Origin of the sequence: Pseudomonas sp. HMSC057H01 (assembly GCF_001836405.1) — a bacterium.
GTDB lineage: Bacteria > Pseudomonadota > Gammaproteobacteria > Pseudomonadales > Pseudomonadaceae > Pseudomonas > Pseudomonas aeruginosa.
Genome location: NZ_KV828498.1, coordinates 3,339 through 20,304 on the forward strand (window position 1 = coordinate 3,339; position 16,966 = coordinate 20,304).

Annotated in this window: 19 protein-coding genes; 7 read left to right on the forward strand and 12 right to left on the reverse strand. The window is 67.3% G+C overall.

The features are described 5' to 3' along the window. Nucleotides 1–31: 31 nt before the first annotated feature. From HMPREF2581_RS19740 to edd, 6 genes are all read right to left on the reverse strand, one after another. Entirely contained in the window at nucleotides 32–1,294 is a 1,263-nt protein-coding gene (locus tag HMPREF2581_RS19740; protein WP_003091472.1) for an ABC transporter substrate-binding protein, read from the reverse strand. Between the two features lie 113 nt (nucleotides 1,295–1,407). Next, nucleotides 1,408–1,761, reverse strand: coding sequence for an endonuclease domain-containing protein (locus HMPREF2581_RS32355; RefSeq protein ID WP_305954441.1), 354 nt, complete (start codon nucleotides 1,759–1,761; stop codon nucleotides 1,408–1,410). Nucleotides 1,762–1,818: 57 nt separating this feature from the next. After that, the gene (gene gtrS / locus HMPREF2581_RS19745) at nucleotides 1,819–3,240 is read right to left on the reverse strand and encodes a two-component system sensor histidine kinase GtrS (RefSeq protein ID WP_003130488.1); all 1,422 of its coding nucleotides are present in this window, start codon (nucleotides 3,238–3,240) and stop codon (nucleotides 1,819–1,821) included. A gap of 23 nt (nucleotides 3,241–3,263) precedes the next feature. Beyond that, on the reverse strand, nucleotides 3,264–3,992 hold the full coding sequence (gene gltR / locus HMPREF2581_RS19750; protein ID WP_003091475.1) for a two-component system response regulator GltR: 729 nt from the start codon (nucleotides 3,990–3,992) through the stop codon (nucleotides 3,264–3,266). Nucleotides 3,993–4,026: 34 nt separating this feature from the next. Then, nucleotides 4,027–5,022, reverse strand: coding sequence for a glucokinase (locus HMPREF2581_RS19755; RefSeq protein WP_003091477.1), 996 nt, complete (start codon nucleotides 5,020–5,022; stop codon nucleotides 4,027–4,029). 102 nt (nucleotides 5,023–5,124) lie between these two features. Next, the gene (gene edd, locus HMPREF2581_RS19760; protein ID WP_003091478.1) at nucleotides 5,125–6,951 is read right to left on the reverse strand and encodes a phosphogluconate dehydratase; all 1,827 of its coding nucleotides are present in this window, start codon (nucleotides 6,949–6,951) and stop codon (nucleotides 5,125–5,127) included. A gap of 129 nt (nucleotides 6,952–7,080) precedes the next feature. Here edd and gap point away from each other — a divergent pair, with 129 nt between their 5' ends. Beyond that, nucleotides 7,081–8,085 (forward strand): type I glyceraldehyde-3-phosphate dehydrogenase, encoded by a 1,005-nt coding sequence (gene gap, locus HMPREF2581_RS19765; protein ID WP_003091480.1) that lies wholly within the window; start codon nucleotides 7,081–7,083, stop codon nucleotides 8,083–8,085. Between the two features lie 6 nt (nucleotides 8,086–8,091). On the opposite strand, the gene HMPREF2581_RS19770 is transcribed toward gap, so the two are convergent. The 6 genes from HMPREF2581_RS19770 to HMPREF2581_RS19795 form a co-directional block, all read right to left on the reverse strand. Then, complete coding sequence (locus HMPREF2581_RS19770; protein WP_003091481.1) at nucleotides 8,092–8,274, reverse strand: DUF1289 domain-containing protein; 183 nt, start codon at nucleotides 8,272–8,274, stop codon at nucleotides 8,092–8,094. Between the two features lie 114 nt (nucleotides 8,275–8,388). Further along, complete coding sequence (locus tag HMPREF2581_RS19775; RefSeq protein WP_003114836.1) at nucleotides 8,389–8,919, reverse strand: hypothetical protein; 531 nt, start codon at nucleotides 8,917–8,919, stop codon at nucleotides 8,389–8,391. A gap of 81 nt (nucleotides 8,920–9,000) precedes the next feature. Beyond that, the gene (gene scpB, locus HMPREF2581_RS19780; RefSeq protein ID WP_003138436.1) at nucleotides 9,001–9,993 is read right to left on the reverse strand and encodes an SMC-Scp complex subunit ScpB; all 993 of its coding nucleotides are present in this window, start codon (nucleotides 9,991–9,993) and stop codon (nucleotides 9,001–9,003) included. Nucleotides 9,994–10,137: 144 nt separating this feature from the next. Next, complete coding sequence (locus tag HMPREF2581_RS19785; protein ID WP_003130486.1) at nucleotides 10,138–10,890, reverse strand: segregation and condensation protein A; 753 nt, start codon at nucleotides 10,888–10,890, stop codon at nucleotides 10,138–10,140. Nucleotides 10,891–11,062: 172 nt separating this feature from the next. Next, the gene (locus tag HMPREF2581_RS19790) at nucleotides 11,063–11,692 is read right to left on the reverse strand and encodes an L-threonylcarbamoyladenylate synthase (protein ID WP_003091486.1); all 630 of its coding nucleotides are present in this window, start codon (nucleotides 11,690–11,692) and stop codon (nucleotides 11,063–11,065) included. Further along, nucleotides 11,689–12,576, reverse strand: a complete 888-nt coding sequence (locus tag HMPREF2581_RS19795) for a PHP domain-containing protein (protein ID WP_003138435.1) — start codon at nucleotides 12,574–12,576, stop codon at nucleotides 11,689–11,691. The genes HMPREF2581_RS19790 and HMPREF2581_RS19795 overlap by 4 nt, the downstream gene beginning before the upstream one ends. Nucleotides 12,577–12,790: 214 nt before the next feature. Here HMPREF2581_RS19795 and HMPREF2581_RS19800 point away from each other — a divergent pair, with 214 nt between their 5' ends. From HMPREF2581_RS19800 to HMPREF2581_RS19825, 6 genes are all read left to right on the forward strand, one after another. Beyond that, a complete protein-coding gene (locus HMPREF2581_RS19800; protein WP_003091488.1) occupies nucleotides 12,791–13,378 on the forward strand; it encodes a septation protein A in 588 nt (195 codons plus the stop codon). 1 nt (nucleotide 13,379) lies between these two features. Continuing rightward, nucleotides 13,380–13,679, forward strand: coding sequence for a YciI family protein (locus tag HMPREF2581_RS19805; protein WP_003091489.1), 300 nt, complete (start codon nucleotides 13,380–13,382; stop codon nucleotides 13,677–13,679). A gap of 175 nt (nucleotides 13,680–13,854) precedes the next feature. Continuing rightward, nucleotides 13,855–14,223 (forward strand): hypothetical protein, encoded by a 369-nt coding sequence (locus HMPREF2581_RS19810; protein ID WP_003111064.1) that lies wholly within the window; start codon nucleotides 13,855–13,857, stop codon nucleotides 14,221–14,223. 10 nt (nucleotides 14,224–14,233) lie between these two features. Next, a complete protein-coding gene (locus HMPREF2581_RS19815; protein ID WP_003091491.1) occupies nucleotides 14,234–14,911 on the forward strand; it encodes a response regulator transcription factor in 678 nt (225 codons plus the stop codon). A 128-nt stretch (nucleotides 14,912–15,039) separates the two neighbouring features. Continuing rightward, a complete protein-coding gene (locus HMPREF2581_RS19820) occupies nucleotides 15,040–15,480 on the forward strand; it encodes a Spy/CpxP family protein refolding chaperone (protein WP_003091492.1) in 441 nt (146 codons plus the stop codon). A 114-nt stretch (nucleotides 15,481–15,594) separates the two neighbouring features. Continuing rightward, on the forward strand, nucleotides 15,595–16,932 hold the full coding sequence (locus HMPREF2581_RS19825) for a sensor histidine kinase (protein WP_003091493.1): 1,338 nt from the start codon (nucleotides 15,595–15,597) through the stop codon (nucleotides 16,930–16,932). Nucleotides 16,933–16,966 lie beyond the last annotated feature (34 nt).

The window sequence follows — 16,966 nt, forward strand, 5'->3', positions numbered from 1 at the left end:
CGGAGCCCAGGCCGGGCTCCGCGCCAGGGACTTACTGCGCCGCCGCCTCGATGGCGGCCGCCAGTTGCTGGGCGGCCTTCTGCGGGTCCGCGGCGGGGTCGTTGAAGAAGTTGGTCACCACGTCGAAGATCGCCCCCTGCACGTAGCTGGAAGCGGCCATGCTGTGGGCCATGCTCGGCACCAGGTTGCCGTCCTGGGAAGCCTGCTTGAAGTCCTTCATCGACTGCTGGGCGCAACTGTCGAACGGCGCCATGTCGGCGTCCAGGCGAACCGGGATGGAGCCCTTGTTGAGGTTGAAGTCCTTCTGGAAGGACGGATCGAGCACGCTGCGCGCCAGGTCTTCCTGGGCCTTGCGGTTCTCCGCGTTGCTCAGCTTGAACATCACCAGCGAGTCGATGTTGTAGTCGAAGGCCTTCTGCGTGCCGGGGAACGGCAGGCACTGGTAGTCCTTGCCCGGCACCTTGCCGGCGGCGGTGAATTCGCTCTTCGCCCAGTCGCCCATGATCTGCATCCCGGCCTTGCCGTTGATCACCATCGCCGTGGCGGCGCTCCATTCGCGACCGGCGGCGTCGGCATCGACGTAGCCGCGGAGCTTCTTCAGCGCGGCGAACACCTCGACCATCTGCGCTCCGGTGAGGGTCGCCTTGTCCTGTTCGACGAAGGCCTTGCGATAGCCTTCCGGACCCATCTTGCTCAGCACCAGGTTCTCGAACACGGTGCCGTCCTGCCACGGTTGGCTGCCATGGGCCAGCGGCGTGAAACCGGCGGCCTTGAGCTTGTCGGCGGCGACGAACAGTTCGTCGAGGGTGGTCGGCGGGGTGGCGCCGGCCTTCTTGAACACTTCCGGGTTGATGTAGAGCCAGTTGACCCGGTGTACGTTGATCGGCACTGCTACGTAGTCGCCGTCGTACTTCATGATCTGCGCCACCTGCTTCGGCAGCAGGCTGTCCCACTTGCCTTCGGCGGCCACCGCGTTGAGGTCGGCGAGCAGGCCCAGTTCGCCCCACTCCTGGATATCCGGCCCCTTGATCTGCGCCGCGGCCGGCGGATTGCCGGACACCGCGCGGGTCTTCAGCACCGTCATCGCCGCCTCGCCGCCACCGCCGGCCACGGCGAAGTCCTTCCAGGTGTGGCCCTTGGCTTCGACCAGCTTCTTCAGGGTTTCGGCGGCGCGCTTCTCGCCGGCGGAGGTCCACCAGTGCAGCACTTCGACTTCGCCGGCCTGGGCCAGCAGCGGGGAGAGACAGAGGGAGGAAAGACAGATGACGGCAGAGAGGCGACGGATCGCATTCATGAGGAAAACCTTCTTCTTGTTATTCGGAGCAAGTCTGCGCTTGCAATGCTTCGAGTCTATTCAAGCGTTCCGCGTCGCGGGTAACGAAGCGATCCGGGTTTGTCACGGAGTGGTTACATTGGAATTGAGGCAGAGCAGGAAAATCTGGACTTGAACTCGGCAAGGCGGTTTCGCGACAGAAACCTCCTACAACACGAGAATGACCTCCAGCACCACCTCCCTGCGCGCCAGCACGTTGTCGTTCCAGAACCGCAGTACCCTGGACCCCGACTCTCCAGCCAGGCATCGGCCGGCGAACCCACATGCTGCCCGCCATCCAGTTCGATCACCAGCATCCGCTCATGACAGACGAAATCGACGATGTACGGCCCGAGTATCTTCTGCCGACGAAACTTCAGCCCGAGCAATCGATGCCCGCGCAAACACTGCCATAGCGCCCGCTCCGCCTCTGTCTGCCGCTGCCACAGAACGCGGGAGAACCTCGTGCCTACCTGCCTCGTTCAAGGGCCCGCCAAGCCAGCCCATCACTCCAGCCCCAGGCGCGGCAAGCGCAGGCTGACCCGCAGGCCGCCCTCGCGACGGTTCTGCAAACTGACTTCGCCGCCATGGGTGTGCGCGATGTTGCGCGCGATGCCCAGGCCCAGCCCGTAGCCCTGCCCTCGCGGAGACAGGCGGAAGCGCGGCTCGAAGATCTGTTCCAGGCGCTGCTCGGGCACGCCGGGGCCGTCGTCGTCGACGTGCAGCACCACCGCTTCCGGTCCGTCCTCCAGGCTCAGGCGGGCGCGTTCGCCGTATTTCAGCGCATTGTCCAGCAGGTTGCCGATACAGCGCTTGAGCGCCAGGGGCTTGCCCGGATAAGGCTCCGCGGCGCGACCGACGACCTCCACCCGGCCATCGGCCAGGTAGGGCTCGGCGATGTGCTGGAGCAACAGGTTGAGGTCGACCGGCTCGACGTTCTCGTGGATATCGGTGTCCTTCACGCACTGCAGCGCGCCCTTCACCAGCAGTTCCAGCTCGTCCAGGTCGCGCCCGAACTTCTCCTGCAAGCGCTCGTCCTCGAGGAGTTCTACCCGCAGGCGCAGGCGGGTGATCGGCGTGCGCAGGTCGTGGGAGATGGCGCTGAACAACTGCCCGCGCTCGTTCAGGTAGCGGTCGATGCGCTCGTGCATGGTGTTGAAGGCGCGCGCCACCTCCACCAGTTCGCTGGCGCCGCGTTCCTCCAGCGCTGCCGACGGACTGCCCAGGGCCAGGTCGCGGGCGGCGCGCGCCAGGCGCTTGAGCGGACGGCTCTGCCAATGCATCAGCAAGCCGGTGAAAAGCAGCAGCAACAGGCTGGTGAAAACGATCGAGAGCACCTGCTGCGGTTGCAGTCCCTCGGGTTCCAGGCTGACGTACGGCGCCGGCATCAGGCTGGCGATGTACAGCCACTCGCTGTCGCCGATGCGGATCTGGGTCACCAGCACCGGCGGGTTCACCGGCTCCAGGGTCAGCGCGTAGTGCGCCCAGGAACGCGGCAGCTCGTCGAGCTTCAGCGCGCCGTTGAACAGGCGCAGCTCGTCGGGACTGACGAATTCGACCTGCAGCTCGACCTCCTTGCCCAGGCGTTGATGCAACACGTCCTGGACGATCTCCAGCACCGCCTGCTTGTTCGGCGTGTCCGGCAGGGCACGCATCTCCAGCGGCCGGTCGTTCAGCGAGACGAAGAAGCGCGTACCGCCCATGCTGCGCAACTGGTCGAGCACCAGCGGACGGTAGCCGAGCGGCAGGGAACGGAAGTAGCTGACGCTGGCCGCCATCGAGTAGGCCAGGCTGCGCGAGCTGGTGAGCAGGCCCTCGCGCTGGCTGGAGCGCAGGTGCGACAGCCAGAACAGGCTGGAAAGCCCTTGCGCGACCAGCACCGCGAGCAGGGTCAGGAGCAGCATGCGCCCGAGCAGCGAGCGCGGCACCGGCGACCAGCGCCGCCGTTCGCTCATGGCTGCAGGTGCGGCCGCACCTGCGCCGCCAGCAGGTAGCCACTGCCGCGCACGGTCTGGATCAGCCGCGGCGCCTTGCCGGTGTCGCGCAGGCGCTGGCGCAGGCGGCTGACCGCCATGTCGACGATGCGCTCCAGCGGCAGCACCTCGCGGCCGCGGGTGGCGTTGGCGATGGTGTCGCGGTCGAGGATCTGCTGCGGATGGTCGAGGAACAGCTTGAGCAGGGCGAAATCCGCGCCGCTGAGGAAGAACTCCTCGCCGTCCTCGTGGAACAGCCGGTGGCTGACCGTATCCAGTCGCCAGTCCTCGAAGGCCAGTACGTCGCCACCGCGCACCTGGGTGAACTGCGCGCGGCGCAGCAGGGCCTTGATCCGCGCCAGCAGCTCGCGCGGGCTGAACGGCTTGCCCAGGTAGTCGTCGGCGCCCAGTTCCAGGCCGATCACCCGGTCGGCCTCGTCGGAACTGGCGGTGAGCATAATGATCGGCATGCAGGCCAGGCGCTGGTGGGAGCGAATCCAGCGACAGAGGCTGAAGCCGTCCTCGTCCGGCAGCATCACGTCGAGGATCGCCAGGCTCGCCTCCTCCTCGCACAGCGCCTGGCGGAAGTCGGCGCCCCGCGAGACGCTGCGGACCTGGAAGCCGGCGCGGCTCAGGTAGGTCTCCAGCAATTCGCGGATCTCCTGGTCATCGTCCACCAGCAGGATCGATCGTCCGTTCGCGCTCACGAGGCTCCTCCTTATGCGGTTGCTCGACGCCGACTCAGCCCTCGGCGTCCAGGGCCTGCTGCAGGGCGACGCCGGCGCCGAGCAGGCCCGGATGTTCGGCGGTCATGACCCACACCGGTACGTCCTGCAGGTAAGCGCCACTGGTCTTGCCACGCCTGGCGAAGGCCTCGGCGAAACCGCTGGCGATGAAGCGCTCGAGGAAACGCGGGACGATGCCGCCGGTAATGTAGACGCCACCGAGCGCGCCGACGGTGAGCACCGCGTTGCCGGCGACCCGCGCCAGCCACAGGAAGAAGTGCTCCAGCACGGCGTCCGCCTGGGCGTCGCCGGCCATGGCCAGGGCACCGACTTCCGCCGCACTGCTCGCGCGGACGGCGACCCCGTCCAGGGCACAGCTGATTTCATAGAGGGCGAGCAGGCCGTTGCCGGACAGTGCGCGCTCGGCGGAGACGTGTCCGTAGCGCGCCTGCAGGCCCTGCCAGAGCGCGAAGTCGCGCGGCGAAGTGACCGGCAGGTCGACATGCCCGCCCTCGCAGGGCAGCACTTCCCAACGTCCCCCGCCCAGCGGCAGCAGGCTGCCGACGCCAAGGCCGGTGCCGGGACCGATGATCAGCCGGGCGCGATCCGCCTGGGCGCTGCCGGCCCGGACCTGCACCAGCTCGTCCGCGCCCAGCCGCGAGGCGGCCCAGGCCATGGTGCTGAAGTCGTTGACCAGCAGCAGGTGATCCAGCCCCAGCTCCTCGCGGAACGCGGCGCGATTGATCACCCAGTGGTTGTTGGTGAAACGGAAATCCGCCGCCCCAACCGGACCGGCGCAGGCCAGGCAGACCGAGTCGATGTTCGCCACCGATTCGCCGATCCGCGCCAGGTAGTCGCGCACGGCCAGTTCAGGCCGTGGGTAGTCGGCGCAGGCGAGCACCTCGATGGATTCCAGGCGCTGCCCGCGCCAGAGCGCGAAACGCGCATTGGTGCCGCCGATATCGCCGACCAGGCCGAGGCCGCCGGCGCTTCTCTTGTTGTCGTTATTCATCGTCATTGAACCGCAATGCCCCGCGCCAGGGCGGGACGGTCGGCAGATGTTGCCGGAGAGACAGCCGCCAGCCAAGCGCCGGCGGACATCGACCTATCAGAATCAGCGCCAGCCGTTGAGGCTCTCGGTAAAGCTGCAGGCGCCCTCTTCCGCGCTGCTCATGGCGTTGCGCATGAAGGCGAACAGCTCGCGGCCGCAACCGAGATTGCCGTCCTGCGGCGCCGGCTCCAGGCTGCGCGCCTGCCATTCGGCGTCGTCGACCAGCACCCGCAACTCGCCGTTCACCCCATCCACCCGTACCCGGTCGCCGTCGCGCAGGCGCGCCAGGGGACCGCCGGCGATGGCTTCCGGACTCACATGGATGGCCGCGGGCACCTTGCCCGACGCCCCGGACATGCGCCCGTCGGTGACCAGCGCCACCTTGAAGCCACGATCCTGCAGGACCCCGAGGAACGGCGTGAGCTTGTGCAGCTCCGGCATGCCGTTCGCCCGCGGGCCCTGGAAACGCACCACGGCGACCAGGTCGCGCTCCAGCTCGCCGGCCTTGAAGGCCGCGGCCAGGCTGGCCTGGTCGTGGAAGATCCGTACCGGCGCCTCGACCACCTGGTGTTCCGGCGCCACCGCCGAGACCTTCATCACGCCGCGACCGAGGTTGCCCTCCATCAGGCGCAAGCCGCCTTCGGCGGAGAACGGCTTGTCCAGCGGACGCAGGATGGCTTCGTCGAGACTCCGTTCCGGCCCTTCGCGCCAGACCAGCCGGCCATCCTCGAGGAACGGCTCGCGGGTGTAGCGGCGCAGGCCGGGGCCGGCGACGGTCTGTACGTCCTCGTGAAGCAGCCCGCCGTCGAGCAGCTGGCGGATCAGGAAGGACATGCCGCCGGCCGCCTGGAAGTGGTTGATGTCGGCCTGGCCGTTCGGATAGATGCGCGCCAGGGTCGGCACCACATGGGACAGCTCGGACATGTCCTGCCAGGTCAACTGGATGCCCGCCGCCTGGGCGATCGCCAGCAGGTGCAGGGTATGGTTGGTCGAGCCGCCGGTGGCGAGCAGCGCCACCACCGAGTTGACGATGGCCTTCTCGTCGACGATCTCCGCCATCGGCACGTAGTTGCCGTTCTCAGGGGTCAGCCGGCTGGCCTGGCGCGCCGCTTCGCGGGTGAGTTCGTCGCGCAGCGGGGTGTTCGGGTTGACGAAGGAGGCACCGGGCAAGTGCAGGCCCATCACCTCCACCAGCAACTGGTTGGTATTGGCGGTGCCATAGAAGGTGCAGGTGCCGGGTGCATGGTAGGAGGCCATTTCCGAGGCCAGCAGCTCTTCGCGAGTGGCCTTGCCCTCGGCGAACAGTTGGCGCACCGCGGCCTTTTCCTTGTTGGAGATGCCGGTCGGCATCGGCCCGGCCGGGACGAACACGGTGGGCAGGTGGCCGAAGCGCAGCGAGCCGATCAGCAGGCCCGGCACGATCTTGTCGCAGACGCCCAGGCACAGCGCCGCATCGAACATGTTGTGAGACAGCGCGATGGCGGTGGACATGGCGATCACGTCGCGGCTGGCCAGCGACAGTTCCATGCCCGGCTCGCCCTGGGTCACCCCGTCGCACATGGCCGGCACGCCGCCGGCGAACTGGCCGACCGAACCGATCTCGTGCAGCGCCTGTTTTATAAGCCCCGGAAAGCGCTCGAACGGCTGGTGCGCCGAGAGCATGTCGTTGTAGGCGGAAACGATGGCCACGTTGGCCTGGTTCATCAGCCGCAGGGTCTGCTTGTCGCTTTCGCCACAGGCCGCGACCCCGTGGGCGAGGTTGCCGCACGGCAGGGTGCCGCGGTGCGGCCCCTTGCTGGCCGCCGCCCTGACCATCTCGAGGTAGCGTTGGCGAGTGGCCGCGCTACGGGCCTGGATGCGGCGGGTGACTTCGAGCACACGAGGGTGCATGGCAGATTCTCCTACAGACTATCAATTGTTGTTTTTACAACATAATCATCGGTTGAAGGATGTTTACTTTTCTTTCTGGACGAAATGTAATGGTTTTTACCACAACAATAGAAAAGAGACGACCTCATTATGACTATCCGCCTGGCCATCAACGGCTTCGGTCGCATCGGCCGAAACGTTCTTCGCGCCCTGTATACCGGCCACTACCGCGAACAGTTGCAGGTAGTGGCGATCAATGACCTCGGCGACGCCGCGGTCAACGCCCACCTGTTCCAGTACGACAGCGTCCATGGACGCTTTCCCGGCGAGGTCGAGCACGATGCCGAAAGCCTGCGGGTGATGGGCGACCGCATCGCCGTCAGCGCCATCCGCAACCCGGCGGAACTGCCCTGGAAGAGCCTCGGCGTGGACATCGTGCTCGAGTGCACGGGGCTCTTCACCAGCCGCGACAAAGCCGCCGCCCACCTGCAGGCCGGCGCCGGCAAGGTGCTGATCTCGGCGCCCGGCAAGGACGTCGACGCCACCGTGGTCTACGGCGTCAACCACGAGGTGCTGCGCGCCTCCCATCGGATCGTCTCGAACGCCTCCTGCACCACCAACTGCCTGGCACCGGTGGCCCAGGTGCTGCATCGCGAGCTGGGCATCGAGCACGGCCTGATGACCACCATCCATGCCTACACCAACGACCAGAACCTCTCCGACGTGTACCACCCGGACCTGTACCGCGCACGTTCGGCGACCCAGTCGATGATCCCCACCAAGACCGGCGCCGCCGAGGCGGTCGGCCTGGTCCTGCCGGAACTCGCCGGCAAGCTTACCGGCCTGGCGGTGCGGGTGCCGGTGATCAACGTGTCGCTGGTCGATCTCACCGTGCAGGTGGCCCGGGATACCAGCGTAGACGAGGTCAACCGCCTGCTGCGCGAGGCCAGCGAGGGCTCTCCGGTGCTCGGCTACAACACCCAGCCGCTGGTGTCGGTGGATTTCAACCACGACCCGCGCTCGTCGATCTTCGACGCCAACCACACCAAGGTCAGCGGCCGGCTGGTCAAGGCGATGGCCTGGTACGACAACGAGTGGGGCTTCTCCAACCGCATGCTGGACAGCGCCCTGGCGCTGGCCGCCGCCCGCGACTGACGCGCCTCAGCGGAACTTGCGCCGACCGCGCGCCTGCAACGCCAGCAGGCGCAGGTCGGCCTCGGCGAGGATCAGTCGCTGCTCGGCCTTGTCCGCGCGCTTCCAGGCACGGATTTCCTGGCGCGTACGCCCGCAGCCGCGGCACACGTCGGCATCGAACTCACAGATATTGATGCAAGGACTTTTCAAGCGTTCCCCCTTTTTCGGCGCGGACCGCAACCGGTCCTCGCCCGTCACTTCACGACAGGCGGTGGGCCGGCGTCCAGGAGGGAATGACTATCGGGCCGATCGAGCGGCCCGCGGTCACTCGGCCTCGGCGTCGCGCAGGCTTTCGTAGGCAGGCGCGGCATAGATGCCGGCCTCGACGCAGAGCGCCATGACCCGCGGCAGGTCCTGGGTATAGACCAGCACCGCCTGCAACTCGTCGTCCAGCGGCTCGCTGAAATCCACCAGCACGTAGCCGCCCTTTTCCGGATACATGCTGCTCAGTTGCACCTGGATACGGTTGAGGGCGACCAGCGGCTCGGTCTTGAGCAACTGCTTCGGCTTGATGTTGAACGCCACGTCCTTGCCGAAGGAGGCGACGATCCGGGCGAACAGCTCGGCATAGGTATCGGCCTGGAACAGCACGATATCCGGCAGGCTACCGACCACCACCCACTCGCCGAGCGGGATCGGGAAGCTGTCGTCGTAGTTGATGTCCGGGTTGGCGGCGAGGAACCCTGCCGGATCGGCGTAGGCCTGGGCCGCCTCGTCGGCGATCCGCCGGATCTCCTCGGCGCCCATGCAGCCGGTGCTGATGAGGGTGATCAGTTCGTTCAGGGTCTCTTTCATGGGCGGGTTCCAGGGTCGATGAAACGGAGCGGGCCGGCCTCGCCGGCGCGGCCGGATGAATTCTACAGGGTGGAACGACGGTCAGCGGCGCGGCCAGTCGTCGTCGGCGTCCAGTGCCTCGCGCTCCTCGCGCATGGCCTCCGCCAGGGCGCGCTCCTCGTCATCGGGATCGGCGCCCGCGACAGCCTCCGCGACGGCAGGCTCGACGGCTTGCTCCGCGACCACGGGAATCGGCCCAGCCGCTGGCTCGGCGGACTCGTCGCCCTGCTCCGAGGGCTCCGGAGGGTCGAGCAGGTCGTCGAAGTCGGTCTTCAGGCCCTGCTCCATCTCGTCCAGTTCCAGCAGCAGGCTGCGGAAGCTGGTTTCCTCGCGCGGCTTCTCCGGCTCGCCGGCCTCCCCCTCGATCTCCTCGAGGCTTTCCCCGGCCTCGGCGATGGCGCGATCGGCCAGGGCCTGGATCGAGGCAGGAATCGCATCCTCGTCGAGATCGTCGCGCGGCGGCTGCGCCGCCACTTCGACCGGCGGTTCCGGCTCGGGCTCCATCTCGCGCAGCGCCGACAGCGGCGGCAGCTCGTCGAGGCTCTTCAGGTTGAAATAATCGAGGAACGCCTTGGTGGTCGCCAGCATCGCCGGGCGCCCCGGCACCTCGCGGTAGCCAACGATGCGGATCCACTCCCGCTCCATCAGCGTCTTGACGATCTGGGTGTTCACCGCCACGCCGCGGATCTCCTCGATCTCGCCACGGGTGATCGGCTGGCGGTAGGCGATCAGCACCAGGGTTTCCAGGAGCGCGCGCGAATAGCGCTGCGGACGCTCCTCCCAGAGGCGGCCGACCCACGGCGAGAAACGCTCGCGAATCTGCAGGCGATACCCGGACGCGACTTCCTTCAGCTCGAAGGAACGCCCCGCGCAGGACAGCGCGAGGATCGCCAGGGCGTCGCGGAACTGCCCCGGTTCCGGCCGCTCGGCCTCGTCGAACAGCTCGGCCAGGCGCTCCAGCGACAGCGGCTTGCCGGCCGCGAGGAGGATGCCTTCGAGCAGGGTGGCGAGTTCGTGGGGATCGGACAGGTTCATCGTCGCAACGGATACCGGAGCCAGGAAGAGGGAAAGATAGCGGAATCGGGCATGCAGCTTAACAGGCCACGGCAGGGAGCGAAGCCGGAAGCTCGGAAAAGCTGACAGTCCGCAGGGGGACGAACGGCCAGCGGCGCGGCGCGATCACTCGAAATCGTCTTCCAGGGCTTCCTCCAGGGTTTCGCCTTCCTCCGCTTCGCGGGCTATCCGCAGGCGCACATGGATGGCGCCGAAAGCCTCGTTCTGCACCAGTTCCACCATCTGCTCCTTGACCAGTTCGAGGATCGCCATGAAGGTGACCACCACGCCGAGCTTGCCCTCCTCCAGGGTGAACAACTGGATGAAGGGCACGAAGGCGCCGCCTTTCAGGCGCTCCAGCACTTCGCTCATGCGTTCGCGGGTGGACAGTACCTCGCGGGTCACCTGGTGGCTCTCGAACAGGTCGGCGCGGCGCAGCATCTCGCCCATCACCAGCATCAGCTCCTGCAGCGCCAGCTCCGGCAGCAGCTTGCGCGCCCGCGCCTCGGGAGCAGCCACCGCCGGCACCAGCACGTCGCGGCCGACCCGGGGCAGTTCGTCGAGGTCTTCGGCGGCCTTCTTGAACCGTTCGTACTCTTGCAGGCGGCGGATCAGCTCGGCCCGCGGATCGTCCTCTTCCTCCTCGGCTTCCGCCGAGCGCGGCAACAACATGCGCGACTTGATCTCCGCCAGCATCGCCGCCATCACCAGGTACTCGGCGGCCAGCTCCAGGCGCACCGCCTTCATCAGCTCGACATAGCCCATGTACTGGCGGGTGATTTCCGCCACCGGGATATCCAGGATGTCGATGTTCTGCTTGCGGATCAGGTACAGCAGCAGGTCGAGCGGGCCCTCGAAGGCCTCGAGGAAGACCTCCAGCGCGTCCGGCGGGATATAGAGGTCCTGCGGCAGCTCGGTGACCGCCTCGCCGTAGACCAGCGCCAGTTGCAGCGGCACCCGCTCGGCGGCGGGTTCGGCTGGAGGGGTGTCGGCGTTGGCCGGGTTATCGTCCTGCATCGGTAGGCTCGTGGTGGGCGGATTCGGGCGGCGCTCAGGCCGGCTGCATGAACGGCGCCGGATCGCCGCAACCCACGCGGATCACTTCGGGATCGGTGTCGGTCAGGCTGATCACGGTGGAGGCCTCGCCGCCGCCATAGCCCCCGTCCACGATCAGGTCGACCTGGTGTTCCAGTACCTGGCGCATTTCATAGGGATCGTTCAGTGGCTCGCCGCTGCCGGGCATGATCAGGCTCACGCTCATCAGCGGTTCGCCTAGCTCCTCCAGCAGCGCCCGGGCGATCGGACAGTTCGGCACGCGCAGGCCGATGGTGCGGCGCTTGGGGTGCAGGAGCATGCGCGGCACCTCGCGGGTGGCGCTGAGGATGAAGGTGTAGGGACCGGGGGTGTGCGCCTTGAGCAGGCGGAACAGGCCGGTGTCGACCTTGGCATAGACCCCCAGCTCGGAAAGGTCGCGGCAGACCAGGGTGAAGTTGTGCTTGTCGTCCAGTTGGCGGATGCGGCGGATGCGATCCACCGCGGTCTTTTCGCCGATGCGGCAGCCCAGGGCATAGGACGAGTCGGTGGGATAGACGATCACCCCACCCTGGCGGACGATTTCCACCGCCTGCTTGACCAGCCGTGGCTGGGGATTTTCCGGATGGATCTGGAAGAACTGGCTCATTCGGCCCCCTTGGCTTCGGAATGACGTTCGGTATCGCGAAAATGCCTGGCGAAACGCGGCCACATGGCCGGAAGGTCCTCTGGAACCGCACGGTACATGCCCAGTTCGGACCAGTCGCCCGGCGCGTGGAAATCGCTGCCGGCGGTGACCATCAGGCCGAACTCGCGGGCCAGGATCGACAGGGTACCGACCTGTTCGGCCGGCTGCACCCCATTGACCACCTCGATGGCGTGTCCACCGGCCTGGAGAAAGTCGGCGACCAGGCGCCGGCGCTTGGTCCGGGTGAAATCATAATGGTACGGGTGCGCCAGGCTGATCCAGGCGCGCGCCTCGCGCAGGCAGCCGACCACTTCCTCCAGGGTCGGCCAGTGCTGCTTGACGTCTCCCAGCTTGCCGGCCCCCAGCCATTTGCGGAACGCGTCGGCGCGATCCTTGACCCAGCCGCCCTGGACCAGGAACTCGGCGAAATGCGGCCGCGCCGGCGCGTTGCCGCTGTCGCCCAGGGCCCGCTGGATCGCCCGCGCGCCCTCCAGCGCCCCGGGCATACCCTTGGCCGCCAGCCGTCGGTCGATTTCCTCGGCGCGCGCCCAGCGGCCGCGGTGCAGGGCTTCAGTGGCCTGGCGCAGGGGAGCGGCGTCGAGGTCGAAACCGTAGCCCAGCACATGGATGGTGGCGCCACCCCAGGTGCAGGACAGCTCGACGCCGTTGACCAGTTCGATACTGAGTCGAGCGGCCGCCTGGTGGGCTTCCGGCAAGCCTTCCAGGGTGTCGTGGTCGGTCAGCGCCAGCAGCCCGACGCCTTTCTCGTGGGCCCGCTGCACCAGGGCGGCGGGCGCGAGAACGCCATCGGAGGCGGTACTGTGGCAATGCAGATCGACACGCATGGCTGAATCCTGATTCCAGTGAAGAATGGTGATGAAGCAACGCCGATTCGCTGCCTCGCGGTATCGAGACGTACCGTTCATGGGCCGGGGAGCCTGCTCCACCTGGCGAATGCGCCTGCGGCACAGGCCTGACGCATTCGGAAAGACAGGATGACTGTTTCAGAACATCCAGAGGTTGCTATTATGCCGCTTCAACCGTGTCCTGACTGCCACCATGAAGCAATTCATCGATTTCATCCCACTGATCCTGTTCTTCATCGTCTACAAGATAGACCCTCAGAACGTCGAGTTCGCCGGGTTCAATCTGAGTGGCATCTACGGCGCGACCGCGACCCTGATCCTCGCCTCGGTGATCGTCTACGGCGCCCTCTGGCTCAAGCACCGCCACCTGGAAAAGAGCCAGTGGTTCACCCTCGGCGCCTGCCTGGTCCTCGGCGGCCTGACCCTGGCCTTCCACGAGGACACCTTCCTCAAATGGAAGGCGCCGCTGGTCAACTGGCTGTTCGCCCTGGCCTTCGCCGGCAGTCACTTCATCGGCGACAAGCCGATGATCCAGCGCATCATGGGCCATGCCATCCAGTTGCCGCAGGGCCTCTGGGTGCGCCTGAACATCGCCTGGGTGGTGTTCTTCCTGGTGTGCGGCTTCGCCAACCTGTACGTGGTCTTCACCTATCCGAACTTCTGGGTGGACTTCAAGGTGTTCGGCAGCCTCGGCATGACCTTGCTGTTCCTGATCGGCCAGGGCCTGTTCCTGGCTCGCCACCTGCACGACGCCGATACCGGCGAAAAGCCCAAGGACTGACATGCTCTACGCGATCATCGCCCGTGACATCCCCGCTTCCCAGGAACGCCGCCTGGCCAGCCGCCCGGCCCACCTGGCCCGTCTCGAACAGCTGAAGGAAGAAGGCCGCCTGGTACTCGCCGGCCCGCACCCGGCGATCGACAGCAACGACCCGGGCGCCGCCGGCTTCACCGGCAGCCTGATCGTCGCCGAATTCGATTCCCTGGCCGCGGCGCAGAGCTGGGCCGAGGCCGACCCCTACCGGGCCGCCGGGGTGTATGCCGAGGTGGTGGTCAAGCCGTTCAAGAAAGTCCTGCCCTGAGGCAGTCGCCGGGTACCGGCGGCCGGCCCGGTCGCCCTCCCGGCAAACGTTTTCGCACCGGACGCCGCTTTCCGGTGCCCGCCGCAGCGCAACCAGGCCGGCCCGGCGCTTTCGCCAAGCCGGAAGGGCGAACCGGAAGACAGTGCAATCCGTCGCTTCATCGGTACAAGGAGTCATGATGCGTCCATCCACTGCCCATTGCCTGCTGCTGAGCCTGAGCCTGGGAGCTTCCCTGGCCCAGGCCGAGGAACCCGCGCCAGCACCGATTCCAGCCGCGCAGCCTTCCATTGCGCAGGCTACCGCCGAACTGGAGCGCCGCCTGGTGGAAACGGAACGCCAGCGCGACGAACTGGTCAGTCGTATGCGCCAGGAGAACCGCCAGTTGCGCGAGCAGTTGCAGGCGGCCCAGGCGCAGCGGCAACCGCCGCTGCTCACAGAAGAGCAGACCTGGTATGTCGCCGGCGCCGCCACCGCCCTGCTCGCGTTCGTCCTCGGCGCCCTGAGCCGCGGCCGCCGGCGACAGCGACGCGAATGGATCAATTGAGCGACACCCGATGAGCGAACTGCTGTTGATCGACGATGACCGGGAGCTCTGCGAGCTGCTCGGTACCTGGCTGGTCCAGGAAGGTTTCTCCGTGCGTGCCAGCCACGACGGCGCCCAGGCCCGTCGCGCCCTCGCCGAGCAGACGCCGGATGCCGTGGTGCTCGACGTGATGCTGCCGGACGGCAGCGGCCTGGAACTGCTCAAGCAACTGCGCGGCGACCATCCCGACCTGCCGGTGCTGATGCTGTCCGCCCGCGGCGAGCCGCTGGACCGCATCCTCGGTCTGGAACTGGGCGCCGACGACTACCTGGCCAAGCCCTGCGACCCGCGCGAACTCACCGCACGGCTGCGCGCCGTGCTGCGGCGAACCCACCCGGCGCAGCCCAGCGCGCAGATGCAACTGGGCGACCTGTCGCTGAACCTGACGCGCGGCGTGGCGCAGATCGACGGCCAGGAGATCAGCCTGACCCTTTCCGAAAGCCGCATCCTCGAAGCGCTCCTGCGCCAGCCCGGCGAGCCGCTGGACAAGCAGGCCCTGGCGCAACTGGCGCTGGGCCGCAAGCTGACCCTCTACGACCGCAGCCTGGACATGCACGTCAGCAACCTGCGCAAGAAGCTCGGCAGCCACCCCGACGGCAGCCCGCGCATCCTCGCCCTGCGCGGCCGCGGCTACTACTACAGCCACTGAGCGGGTTTCGTCAGCCCGCCGACACAAGGTCTTTACCCAAGCTTTACCCAGGGCTGACCGCGCTTGACCTTGACCTCCCTAGACTGGGCTCATCCGGTAAATGGCCGGCCCCAGAAAGGAGAAACACCATGCGCAAGACGCTAACCGCCCTGTTCATCGCCGCCGCCCTGCCGACCTTCGCCATGGCCGCGCCCGCCGCCAACGACCTGCCGCCCCCGCCGATGGAAGGCGGCCACATGATGGGCCAGCACGGTCCCCGGCATGGCGGCCCGATGAAGGAACTGAACCTGACCCGCGAACAGCGCCAGCAGATGGGCAAACTGATGGGCGAACAGATGAAGGCCCGCCACGAGATCACCCAGCGCTACCTGGCCAAGCTGCCGGCGGCCGAGCAGAAGGCCCTGAAGGACGAACTCAAGGCCAGCCACGAGAAGACCCAGAAAGACATCCGCGCCCTGCTCACCCCCGAGCAGCAGAAGAAGTTCGACGAACTGCAGAAGAAGCGCGAGCAGCGCAAGGCAGAGTGGGCCGAATTCCAGCAATGGAAGGCCGACAAGAAGTCCAACTGACGTCCGAGCCACCGCTACCGGGTCCTCCGGTAGCGGTCTTCCGACCAGCCGGAATCGCATATCCTAGAGGTTTACCCACGCGGCCGGCCCGACATGCGATTCAACAGGAAAACCATGCGTTCACTCTTCTGGCGAATCCTCGCCGCCTTCTGGCTGGCCCTGCTGCTGGTAGCCGGGCTTTCCATCCTGCTGGGTCGCGCGCTGAACCAAGACACCTGGATCATCGCCCGCCATCCCGGCCTGAAGGATCTCGCCGAGCAGTGGACCGCCCTCTACGAAGAACAGGGCAGCTACGCGGCCCAGGGCTTGCTGGAGCAACGCCGCCGCGACTACGGGATTTCCATCCAGGTGCTCGACGAAAGCGGCCAGCGCCTGGTCGACGGCACCTACCTGCCGCGCCCCCGCCACCGCCCGCCGCGCACCAGCGACCGCAACCTGCCGCGCTTCCCCTGGCGCCAACTGAGCCAGGAATACGTCAGCCCGCAGAGCAACCATACCTATCTGTTCATCTACCGCATCCCGCACCCGGAGCTGGAGGCCTGGCACCGCGGCAGCCTGCTCTGGCCGCTCAGCGCGCTGGGCATCGCACTGGTGGTGCTGACCCTGTTCAGCCTGCTGCTGACGCTGTCCATCACCCGTCCGCTGAACCGTCTGCGGCGCGCCGTGCACGACCTCGGCCAGACCGCCTACCAGAAGGACAGCCTGGCCCGCCTGGCGCGGCGCGGCGATGAACTGGGCACCCTGGCGCGCGATTTCAACCGCATGGGCGAACGCCTGCAAAGCCTGATCGGCAGCCAGCGACAGTTGCTCCGCGACGTGTCCCACGAACTGCGCTCGCCGTTGGCGCGCCTGCGCATCGCCCTGGCCCTGGCCGAACGCGCCGAACCGCAAGCGCGGGCGCAGATGTGGCCGCGCCTGGAACAGGAATGCGACCGCCTGGAAGCGCTGATCGGCGAGATCCTCGCCCTCGCCCGGCTCGACGCCGAACCCGGCGCGAGCCAACGGATCGCCCTGCTGCCGCTGCTCCAGCGGCTGCGCGAAGACGCCCTGCTGCTGGCTCCGGAGCAGGATATCCGCCTGGAAGTGGCGCCTGACCTGAGCATCGACGGCTGGCCGGACATGTTCGAGCGCGCGGTGGACAACCTGCTGCGCAACGCCGTGCGCTTCAACCCCGCCGGCCAACCGCTGGAGGTGCGCGCCAGCAGCGCCGGCGACTACCTGCGCCTGAGCGTCCGCGACCATGGGCCGGGCATCGCCGTCGAACTGCAGGAGCAGTTGGGCGAACCGTTCTTCCGCGCACCCAACCAGAGCAGCCCGGGACACGGCCTGGGCCTGGCCATCGCCCGCCGCGCCATCGAGCGCCACGGCGGGCACCTGCGCCTGGGCAACCATCCCGACGGCGGCTTCATCGCCACCCTCAGCCTGCCGCTACGGCGCAAGGCGACCGAATAACGCCGCGCCCCGATGCGCGGCACTTCCCCCTGGA